This window comes from Bradyrhizobium shewense (genome assembly GCF_900094605.1).
GTDB lineage: Bacteria > Pseudomonadota > Alphaproteobacteria > Rhizobiales > Xanthobacteraceae > Bradyrhizobium > Bradyrhizobium shewense.
The window spans coordinates 62,786-71,614 of record NZ_FMAI01000022.1 but is presented as its reverse complement, the minus strand read 5'-3'; the positions used below and the strand labels follow the sequence as shown (position 1 = coordinate 71,614).

15 protein-coding genes and 1 pseudogene are annotated in these 8,829 nt (G+C 64.6%); 7 read left to right on the top strand and 9 right to left on the bottom strand.

Features of this window, described 5'->3' with window-relative positions; translation table 11 throughout:
• Nucleotides 1-552: 552 nt before the first annotated feature.
• Nucleotides 553-810 carry a DUF2798 domain-containing protein gene (locus GA0061098_RS32210; protein WP_028142814.1) on the bottom strand — a complete coding sequence of 86 codons (258 nt, stop codon included), beginning with the start codon at nucleotides 808-810 and terminating at the stop codon, nucleotides 553-555.
• Nucleotides 811-1,151: 341 nt separating this feature from the next.
• Here GA0061098_RS32210 and GA0061098_RS32205 point away from each other — a divergent pair, with 341 nt between their 5' ends.
• The gene (locus GA0061098_RS32205) at nucleotides 1,152-1,349 is read left to right on the top strand and encodes a hypothetical protein (RefSeq protein ID WP_091965518.1); all 198 of its coding nucleotides are present in this window, start codon (nucleotides 1,152-1,154) and stop codon (nucleotides 1,347-1,349) included.
• 157 nt (nucleotides 1,350-1,506) lie between these two features.
• A complete protein-coding gene (locus GA0061098_RS32200) occupies nucleotides 1,507-1,740 on the top strand; it encodes a DUF6894 family protein (RefSeq protein WP_028142812.1) in 234 nt (77 codons plus the stop codon).
• 9 nt (nucleotides 1,741-1,749) lie between these two features.
• Here the strand turns inward: GA0061098_RS32200 and GA0061098_RS32195 are convergent, their stop codons facing one another.
• Both GA0061098_RS32195 and GA0061098_RS32190 read right to left on the bottom strand, forming a co-directional pair.
• Complete coding sequence (locus tag GA0061098_RS32195) at nucleotides 1,750-2,004, bottom strand: hypothetical protein (RefSeq protein WP_091965476.1); 255 nt, start codon at nucleotides 2,002-2,004, stop codon at nucleotides 1,750-1,752.
• Between the two features lie 105 nt (nucleotides 2,005-2,109).
• Nucleotides 2,110-2,406: a hypothetical protein gene (locus GA0061098_RS32190; protein WP_091965475.1), complete on the bottom strand. Its 297-nt coding sequence runs from the start codon at nucleotides 2,404-2,406 to the stop codon at nucleotides 2,110-2,112.
• A 366-nt stretch (nucleotides 2,407-2,772) separates the two neighbouring features.
• Here GA0061098_RS32190 and GA0061098_RS32180 point away from each other — a divergent pair, with 366 nt between their 5' ends.
• Nucleotides 2,773-3,237, top strand: a complete 465-nt coding sequence (locus GA0061098_RS32180) for a PaaI family thioesterase (protein ID WP_091965474.1) — start codon at nucleotides 2,773-2,775, stop codon at nucleotides 3,235-3,237.
• 132 nt (nucleotides 3,238-3,369) lie between these two features.
• On the opposite strand, the gene GA0061098_RS32175 is transcribed toward GA0061098_RS32180, so the two are convergent.
• Entirely contained in the window at nucleotides 3,370-3,663 is a 294-nt protein-coding gene (locus tag GA0061098_RS32175; RefSeq protein ID WP_026201704.1) for an HdeA family protein, read from the bottom strand.
• A gap of 183 nt (nucleotides 3,664-3,846) precedes the next feature.
• Between GA0061098_RS32175 and GA0061098_RS32170 the strand changes: the two genes are divergently transcribed.
• Nucleotides 3,847-4,089, top strand: a complete 243-nt coding sequence (locus GA0061098_RS32170) for a PilZ domain-containing protein (protein WP_165637733.1) — start codon at nucleotides 3,847-3,849, stop codon at nucleotides 4,087-4,089.
• Nucleotides 4,090-4,133: 44 nt separating this feature from the next.
• Here the strand turns inward: GA0061098_RS32170 and GA0061098_RS32165 are convergent, their stop codons facing one another.
• Complete coding sequence (locus GA0061098_RS32165) at nucleotides 4,134-6,170, bottom strand: pyrroloquinoline quinone-dependent dehydrogenase (protein WP_245323718.1); 2,037 nt, start codon at nucleotides 6,168-6,170, stop codon at nucleotides 4,134-4,136.
• Nucleotides 6,171-6,183: 13 nt separating this feature from the next.
• The gene (locus GA0061098_RS32160; RefSeq protein WP_028142807.1) at nucleotides 6,184-6,408 is read right to left on the bottom strand and encodes a hypothetical protein; all 225 of its coding nucleotides are present in this window, start codon (nucleotides 6,406-6,408) and stop codon (nucleotides 6,184-6,186) included.
• 174 nt (nucleotides 6,409-6,582) lie between these two features.
• Between GA0061098_RS32160 and GA0061098_RS32155 the strand changes: the two genes are divergently transcribed.
• Nucleotides 6,583-6,987, top strand: a complete 405-nt coding sequence (locus GA0061098_RS32155) for a hypothetical protein (RefSeq protein WP_091965472.1) — start codon at nucleotides 6,583-6,585, stop codon at nucleotides 6,985-6,987.
• 113 nt (nucleotides 6,988-7,100) lie between these two features.
• Nucleotides 7,101-7,427, top strand: a complete 327-nt coding sequence (locus tag GA0061098_RS32150; RefSeq protein ID WP_091965516.1) for a hypothetical protein — start codon at nucleotides 7,101-7,103, stop codon at nucleotides 7,425-7,427.
• A gap of 77 nt (nucleotides 7,428-7,504) precedes the next feature.
• Here GA0061098_RS32150 and GA0061098_RS47045 read toward each other — a convergent pair whose 3' ends face one another.
• The 3 genes from GA0061098_RS47045 to GA0061098_RS32140 are packed head-to-tail and all read right to left on the bottom strand — an operon-like array spanning nucleotide 7,505 to nucleotide 8,555.
• A complete protein-coding gene (locus GA0061098_RS47045) occupies nucleotides 7,505-7,630 on the bottom strand; it encodes a hypothetical protein (RefSeq protein ID WP_283808017.1) in 126 nt (41 codons plus the stop codon).
• Nucleotides 7,631-7,653: 23 nt separating this feature from the next.
• Nucleotides 7,654-8,121 carry a DUF6691 family protein gene (locus GA0061098_RS32145; protein ID WP_091965471.1) on the bottom strand — a complete coding sequence of 156 codons (468 nt, stop codon included), beginning with the start codon at nucleotides 8,119-8,121 and terminating at the stop codon, nucleotides 7,654-7,656.
• A gap of 5 nt (nucleotides 8,122-8,126) precedes the next feature.
• Entirely contained in the window at nucleotides 8,127-8,555 is a 429-nt protein-coding gene (locus GA0061098_RS32140; RefSeq protein ID WP_091965470.1) for a YeeE/YedE family protein, read from the bottom strand.
• Nucleotides 8,556-8,561: 6 nt separating this feature from the next.
• On the opposite strand from GA0061098_RS32140, the pseudogene GA0061098_RS46360 reads away from it, so the two are divergent.
• Nucleotides 8,562-8,690 (top strand): annotated as a pseudogene (locus tag GA0061098_RS46360) (transcriptional regulator); the annotation flags it as partial.
• Nucleotides 8,691-8,829: the final 139 nt, after the last annotated feature.

Sequence of the window (8,829 nt, the reverse complement as noted above, 5' to 3'; positions counted from 1 at the left end):
ATTTGAACGGCCCACAGAGCGCATCGCGCGCGATGACGGCATCTAAACACCAAATTTAAGTTACTGAGAGGACAACGGAATTTCCATGCCGCCTACTGTGCATGGGGTTGTTTTCCAGTTTTGAGAATGCGGCATGCCCCCGTCCCACCAGCGCAGGGGACGGCCGTCGCCCGCACGCCTGCCCTAAAGCAGCGCCAGCAGCACGAGGCCGATCACCAGCACCACGAAGCCAGCCGCTGTCGCGGCGGCGAATGACCGCTCTACGTTATCCATGATGCCACCCCGTGGTCGGCGTGCCACGTTTCCCCCATGGCTGCGCCGAACGCTGTGGAATCTTGCCGACGGGTGTGTCCGCAGTTGTGCGAACGGATGTCGAAATTGGGACCGGTGCGGGGCCAGTCTGCGGCCTCGGCGGTCGGCCCGGAAATCTGCCGCCTGTCAGGCTGCCGTAAGCGGAGCCGGCTAGGATGATGCGGCTATGGTGTTGCAGCCCAGCACCTCAGCCTCCAATAGACTTTTTGCCCCGTCTGGCTCTCCCCAGACGGGGCTTTTTCATGCCTGCCGGGCGGTTCGCGGATCCCTCTCCTCCTGCGTCAGGAGCAGCGAGAAGGCGCGGATCGCGGGCGCAGCCAGCAGCACGATCGGCAACATCGCGGCCCATGCGATCAGCCACGACACCATCCAGTGCCCGACGAAGCTCATCGCGCTGCCCGCGGGCAAGCTGGCGATCCCCGCCGCGATCAGTGAGGTCAGTCCGGACTGGATGATGCCGAAGACGAAATGACTGTAGCGGCGGGGAATGCCGAGCATGACGGGCCCTTGCTGTTTTTGCCGTCGCCAGACCAAGCAAGGCATATGCCGCCGCTTGCAGGGAAGCCGGCGGGCTCCCCCGCGGCGCGCCGATCGGCGTACCAACGCAGCCGGGTGCAGCCCAGGAACTTTGTTCATGGTCGGAGAACCACGGGTATGCGACAGCCTCACTGTCTCACGGACCGGCGTCTTTCGAGAGCTGGCTTCGCCTGTTTCGGGGCAGGCGCGCTTTCGAGATATCCCCGAACTATCCGGGGCTTACCGACAAAATTTGCTTGTCCTGGAATATTGGGACGCCCAACATGTTTGCAGTCATGGAGAGTGAATCGTGGGAGGTCGCCATGAATCACAGGGGCGTCGAGTTCACCGTCGCCAAGACGGCGATTCCCGGAATCTGGCAGTGGCAGTTCCGCGTTGGCGAGCAGGTCAAGACCGGCAAGACCGAGACGAAAATCGATCTGTTGGCGATTCGGCGCGTGCAGCTGCGTATCGACCGGGAGCTGAAGCGATCGGCGAGGCGGCCTGAACCGGCCGGATGAAGGTCGGCATCGGATGGCGCCTTCTGCGCCGGGCTGGCGGTCCCGGCGGAACATCATCCGTAGCCGCCCGGAATTGATCTGGCGGTGGTTTGGGATTGGACTGCGCGCGCCCATGGCCCTGGGGACGAGGCCATCACGCGCGCGATCGGTGCCAGCTATGCCGTTGTATTTCTTTCGAATCCGGAATGGAAGTTACTCCGGCTGCGCCGATCAGGCGACGGAATTTGCCGATCGCAATTCGGCCTGGAAAGAGATGACCAATGTTTGCGCCGACATGACCGCCGGCATTGCCCGCAAGCTCCAGGAAAATTCCGAATGGCACATGGAGCTGCTGGACGAGACCAAGGAGCCCGTGTTCCGGATCCGCATCGTTGCCGAAACCCTCGACTAGCAAGCAGCTTCAATCCGCGCTGGGCAGCCGCCGCATGGTGAATTCGATATCGCCGCCGGGCAGCTCGCGCCAGCTCTCGACAACGCTCATATAGCCGGCCTTGGGGTAGCGGGCGAAGAAGGCCTGCGCCCTTTCCCGCGCCGCCGCGCGCGGCAGCGTGAAGGTCTCGCGCAGATAGCCGTCGCCGACCGTTTGGCCCGGCTTGCCGGCGATCTTGCGCCGGCCCGCCATCCGCTCGGCGAGATCCCGCGGACGGTCGGCCATGTCCTCCTCCTCTACGCGCTACGCTCCAGCCCAATGTAGGGCGCAAGCCGGGTGAAGAGGAGTCCCGTCCGAAAGGCGTTGTGCTGCCCCCGGACGGAGCTGCGGTCAGTTGGCGGCCGTGCCACTCTTGGACTTCTTCGGCGCGCTCGTTGCGGCCGAGGCCTTCGGCGCCGCCGGCTGCTTCGGCGGATCGGCGCGCATGCCGCCCCAGGGATCGTTGGAGGTCTTGGAATCCGGGATCTTCTTCAGCGTTTCCTTGTAGGCCTTGTCACGCTCGGCTTCCGCGGCCTTTTCCTCGGGGGTCTTGCTCGGGGCGTCCTGCAGCAAATTCAGATTGGGCATTTGCGCATAGGCAGGTCCCGCCAGCACGGCCAGCACCGCGGCCAAACGGAAAAGCTTCATCGTCTACTCCTTGATCATCCATGGAGGCACGGTTCGCCCGTGCCTGGTCATCCTTGTCGCGGCCGGTCGCGACCGCCGAGGCCCGCTAGAGCCGATCCGATCTGCACGATTTCGGCGCATGCAGCCAGTCGTCCCAGATCGGACCGCATTTGGTGCACCCGCTCAGCGCGAGGCCGAGCGCGGCCATACAAAAGACGAGGACACACCGACGCAACATCATCCACCCATACCCCGAGCAAGCCATCATATCGGGCCAAGTCAGGCATTTTCAAGCCGACGGGACCGGCGCCAGACCGGGTGACTTTGCCGCGCCGATGCGCGCACAATGGGTCGAAACATCCGGCAATACAGGAGAGCGCGCCAGCAATGCAAATGCAGCCAGACACCGAATTCGGCCTCTCCGACGCCAGACGCATCCTCGGCGAGATTATTGCGCCCTGGGTCCAGGATCTCAATCTCGCGGTCGAGCGCCTCGAGCACGTGCAGCCGGCGGATGCGCCGGACTGGCAGCCCGGCGCACTCCTGCGCATGCCGTTTTCGGAGCGCTTGTGCCGGAACGGCGGCATGGTCTGCGGCCAAGCCCTGATGGCGCTCGCCGACACCGCGATGGTGATCGCGAACCTCGCGGCCAATCGCGGCTACCGCCCCATGACCACGGTCGACCAGACCACGCATTTCATGCGCGCGGTTTCCTCGTCGGACGTGCTGGCGGACGCGCGCGTGGTGCGGCTCGGGCGCACCATGAGCTTTGGCCGCGTCACGCTGCTCTCGGCGACCGACAACAAACCGATCGCGATGGTATCGAGCGCGTTCGCGATGCTGCCGGGCTGAGCAGCATCTCAAAAGAAGAGAGCCGCGTGGGCGCAAAGCGCACCGCGGCTCTCCATCACGATCGTGTCGAAGCAAGAGACCGAAGCGCGATTGCATCCTCGCTTCGGTCGCACGATTCATGACTTGCCGGGATTATTTTCCGAGCACTTCGTCGGCCGCGGTGACGATGCTGGCGGTCGGATTCTTTCCGCAGTAGGCACCGAACTTCTTGGCGTTCTCGATGAACACGTCGGTGTCGATGATCGCGTTGTCCTCGTCGCCCTTGTACCAGCCGTCCATCCAGGTCAGCACGACCTGGATATTGTCTTCGCCGCTCTCGAGGAACTGCTTGCAGCTCATGGTCGAGAGGTCCCACTTGACGGCGTGGGCGGGCATCGACGACAGCGAGAACGCGGCGGCGAGCAAAATCGAAAGCGTGGTCTTCATCAGTATCTCCATCGGCGCGTAGCGCCATAAAAAGAAGAGCGTGTGGGGAAAGTCAGCGGAGAGATTCTCCGCGTCAACGTCGTAAACGAAGTCTGAAGCGCTGTGCAAGTAGCGCCAGTATTGAGTTTAGTTCAACGTAATTTCTATGCACTACTTCACAATCATCATGATGGACCAACGCGGATGATCGAGAAGCGTGCAGCGCAGCGGTACCGTGTTTTCAAGGGTGGAACGATCACCTTTGAAAGCAGCGGCATTCCCTGCACCGTGCGAAACATGTCAGCGGGCGGCGCGGCGATCGACCTCGATACCCCCGTCACATTGCCGCAATCGTTCACGCTATCGATCGCGCGCGACGATTTCGTGCGGAATTGTCGCACAGTTTGGCGCAGTGACAAGCGCGTCGGCCTCGCCTTCGTGCAATAGCGCGCGCGATGTGAACGAACGTTCGCATCGCATCCACAACACGATTATGATTGCGTGATACGACGACGGCGACGCCAGCGCAGGCTTGCGATCACGAGCGCGGCGATCGCGATTCCGATCGCCGCGGATGCCCCGAAAAATCGTCCACCGGGACGATCGATGGTGCGCGACCACAATGTCGGCGCCTCGCCCGGCCGCGCCAGGCGGAACGCGACCACGCTATCGCCGATCGAGGTGCCGACTTCGGAGTGGCCGCCGGCGCCGATCGCGACATATTGCTCGCCCTTCCACAGATAGGTCATGGGATTGGCGACCCCGGGCACCGGCAGCCGTCCCTGCCACAGCTCCTTGCCGCTTCGCGCATCGAAGGCGCGCAGATAAGCATCCATCGCGCCGCTGAGGACGAGACCGCCCGCCGTGACCGCCAGTCCGTTGACGAGAGGCGCGCCCCAGGGCAGCGGCGCGCCGAGTGGTGCCAAGTCTTCGGTGGTCCCGACCGTCGAACGCCAGAGGATCTTGCCGGCCTTCAGATCGACCGCAACCATCTCGCCCCAGGGCGGCTTGTTGCAGAGCAGACCGAGCGGCGACATCGCCACCGCGCGCGACATCGCAAACGGCGCGCCGCGCTGCTGGCCGAAATCATGCCCCGGCGGCGGATTGAATCCGGCAGCCTCCGTGCGCGGGATCAGCCTGATGAGATGAACGGCGCGCCCGGTGTTGGCGTAGAGAATCTGCCGGACCGGATCGAAGGCCGCGCTGCCCCAGTTCACGCCGCCGCCGGTGAAAGGAAACTCCAGCGTGCCCTGCACGGAAGGCGGCGTGAACAGACCCTCGTTGCGCGCCTCCGTGAACAGGCGCTCGCAGGACGAGGGGCGCAGTTCCGGCAACAGCGAGAGCGCGTCGTCGGCCGAGATCGTCTGTGATGTCAGCGCCGGCACATGCGTCGGAAACGGCTGCGTCGGCGACAACATCTCCCCTTCCGCGCCGCCCTGCGGCACCGCGCGTTCTTCCACCGGCCAGACCGGCTTGCCGCTGTCGCGGTCGAGCACGAAGATAAAACCTTGCTTGGTCGGCTGGATCACGACGTCGCGCTGGCCATCACCGGCATCGAGGCGCGCAAGCGTCGGCTGCGCCGCCAGATCGTAATCCCAGACGTCGTGATGCACGGTCTGGAATGCCCATGCGAGCTCGCCGGTCTCGATGCGCAATGCGACCACCGAATTGGCATGCTCGTTGTTGCCCGGCCGCTTGCCGCCCCAGAAATCCGGCGACGGCGAGGACGTCGGCAGGAACACCAGGCCGCGCGCCGCGTCGACCGACATCGGCGCCCAGACATTGGCGTGCCCGGCTTCGATGCCGTCACGCTTGAGCGGCTCGAAGCTCCAGCGCGCCCGGCCGGTGCGCGCGTCGAACGCACGTACGACGCCGCTCGGCGCATCGACGCGTCGGTTGTCGGAGATCGAGGAGCCGACCACGACGACATCCCGGCCAACGGCCGGCGGCGAGGTGATCTGGAATTCGCCGGGCCATTCCAGGGCAATACCGATATCGAGCTTCACCTCGCCGGCATTGCCGAAACCGGCACAGGGAATTCCCGTCTTCGCGTCCAGCGCGATCAGGCGGACGTCGTTCGTGCCCATGAAGATGCGCGATCGACAGGCGGCATTCGCGGGCGCCTCATCGTCGGTCCAGTGGGTGACGCCGCGGCAGACGTAACGATTGGCGGGACGCTGATTGGTCGCGATCTTCGGATCGTAGCGCCATTTCTGCGCGCCCGTGCCGGGATCGAGGGCAATCACCTCGTTGAAGGGCGAGCAGAAGATCAGGCTGTCCTCGACGAACAGCGGCGTTGCCTGGAATTTGGTTCGCCGCATCACCTCCGGCGGGCGCGCCGCGAGATCGCCGGTGCGGAATTCGAAGGCCCGAACCAGATTGCCGACATTGTCGGGCGTGATCAGTTGCAGCGGCGAAAAGCGCGAGCCGCCGGCATCGCCGCCCCAACTCTCCCAGGCCGCGCTTGGCCGCGCGAGAAACAGCAGCAGCGCAACGAGCCCGATCGGAAATCGCCGGCCGGTCCGCAACGCTCGCCTCGCCCTATTTCGGCTTCTTGGCGGGTTCGCTCGGACGGGCCCCGCCCCACGGGTCGTACTTGTCCTTGGGCTCGGGAATGCGCTCGAGCGCGGCCTTGTAGGCTTTCTCGTCGACCTTGGGCTTGTTGTCCGCCGGTTTAGCTCCGTCATTGGGTGGCCGCCGGCCCTGCGCCTGCGCCGAGGCAACCGTCAGCGCCATGACCGCAGCCGCTATGACCAAAATCCTCATTGGTGCAATCCCCCTCGTCTGGGTACAAACTTAGCCTGCAATTCCGGAATATGAAATCCGCGAGTTCCAAGGTTTCCATCAGGCTTCCATAAAGACTTCAGCAAAACTTGATCGCCGGGGACTTCGCCGGATCGCATTCCTGCCTATCTGTTGGCCCGCAGGGGACCTTCACGGATGTTGCGGATCATTGCTCAAGCGGCGCTGCTCGCCGGCGCGCTCGCGCTCGGCGCCTGCGGCGTTGCCGACAGCCGCGCGCCAGTGCCGGAATTCATGCGCATGAAGGAAACCGAGCAGCCGCCGCCTGAACCCGCCCCCGACGTCAAGCGCGTGGTGCGCGAGCAGATCGATGCCGTCTTCCTCACCACCTCCTATCCGCGCGAGGTGCACGTCGCTTCGCCCCATCGCGAGGTGCGCGGGCCAGGCTGGACCGCCTGCGTCCGCGCCCAGCTCACCTCCGCGACCGGCACCTCGCTCGGCGCCCAGACCTACATCGTGACGATATCGGGCGGAAAGGTGGTCGATCGCCGCCGGGCGGAAGCCGACGACATCTGTGGAACGGAAACCTACGAGCCGATCTAGCAGCGAATCCGCGTAACAAAGCTCCGGTTCCGGGAAAAACCAGCATCGCCACCGGGAACGATCGCCGCCTCCCCTTCTTGTTACCGCCGAGGGCAGTTTCGGTGGAGGACACGATGAAGACATTTACGATTGCGCTGTTGGCGGGTGTCGGCGCGCTGGCCGCGGCAACCGGTGCCAAGGCGGCGGACATCTATTCGACCAGCGAATACACGAACTCCGATCTCATTCAGGAAGTCCGGCTTGTCTGCGACGACGCCGGCAATTGCTATCGTACCCGCGGCGGCTCGCGCGTGATCGTGCGCGACTCCTACGCGACCATGCCGCGCGATCGCTATTATGAGCGACGCACCTATCGCGACTGGGACGATGGTCCGCGTGCCGGCGTCGGCATCCGGACACCCGGTGTCAGCGTGGGCGTCGGTGTCGGCGACCGCTGGTAGTTGATAGATCCAGCATGGGCGGGACCGGGCGAGACAACTCGCCCGGTCCCGTCGCGTGCTTGACTCAGATCACCACGTCAGGCGGCGACGGGATTGCTGCTGAAACTGCTCGTAGGCTGCGATTGCATCGGCGGCGTGGCGGCCTGGGCGAGTGCGGAAAACCCCTTCATGGTATCGGGAATGCGGCTCCCCAGCTTGTCCATGAATTTTACTCGCTGCAGTGACTTCAGGTTTCGAGCGGATCGGCCGGCGCAACGACGCGCGTCAGCGACGGCAGGTGGGTGACAAAGCGTGCGAGCACCATGCCGGCACACATCGCCGCGACGAAGATGAAGGCGGAAGAAGACCCGAACCCGAGCGCGGTCAGCGCCGGCCCCGGACAGAAACCGGCCAATCCCCAGCCGATACCGAAGATCGCCGGACCTGCGACGATTCTGAGATCGATATCGCTTCGCGTGGGGAGAAAAAATCGTTCGGCAAAGAACGGACGCGCGCGCCGCAGGACGCGCTTGAAGCCGATGAAGGTCACCGCCACCGCGCCGGCCATCACGAAGGCAAGGCTCGCATCCCATGTCCCGGCCGGAATGCCGCCGACGTCGAGGAAGTTCAGAACCTTCGCCGGGTCGGACATGCCGGAGACGATGAGGCCGAGACCGAAGATCAGGCCGATCACGAATTGAACGAGAATGGCCATCGGCGTCAGCTCCAGTGCCGCATCACGAAGACGGTCGCCATGCCGGCTGCCATGAAGGTCACGGTCGCGACCAGCGAACGCGTAGAGAGCCGCGACAGGCCGCAGACGCCGTGGCCCGATGTGCAGCCGCTGCCCCAAACCGAGCCAAAGCCGGTGAGCAGGCCGCCGACAATCAGGATTGCCGTGCCCGCCTCGATCGTCTGTGGCGGCAGGCTTCCCGTGGTGAGCCGTACCAGCACGGGCGCGGCGACAAGACCCGCGACAAAGGCCAGCCGTCCGGCGAATTCGCCGTCCTCATAGGGCGGAAACAACCGGGCCGCGATGCCGCTGACGCCGGCGACCCGTCCCTTCGCCCACATCAGCAGAACGGCGGACAGGCCGATCAGCGCGCCGCCCACGAGCGAAGCCATTGGCGTGAAAGACGTCGCAATCATTCGACCCTCCGCAAGATGCGCGCATTGAGCCTGGTCAAACCCAGGCGGGACGGCCAGACGATATACTACAGCATCGCGAGCCGGGAAGTCCGCGTTGTGCTGGAGACGCTGTACCGCCTCTTCTGCGCACCCTAGGACGTCGCTGGCGCTAACGCGGGAGCGCGGCATGACCGACGACACCTTCATTGAGGGGCCTCTCTACGAGAAGCGCAGGCGGCGATCCGTCGTCGCAAGCGAGGGACGGGCAAGCGCCCGTGATCACTTCCTGCCCGGA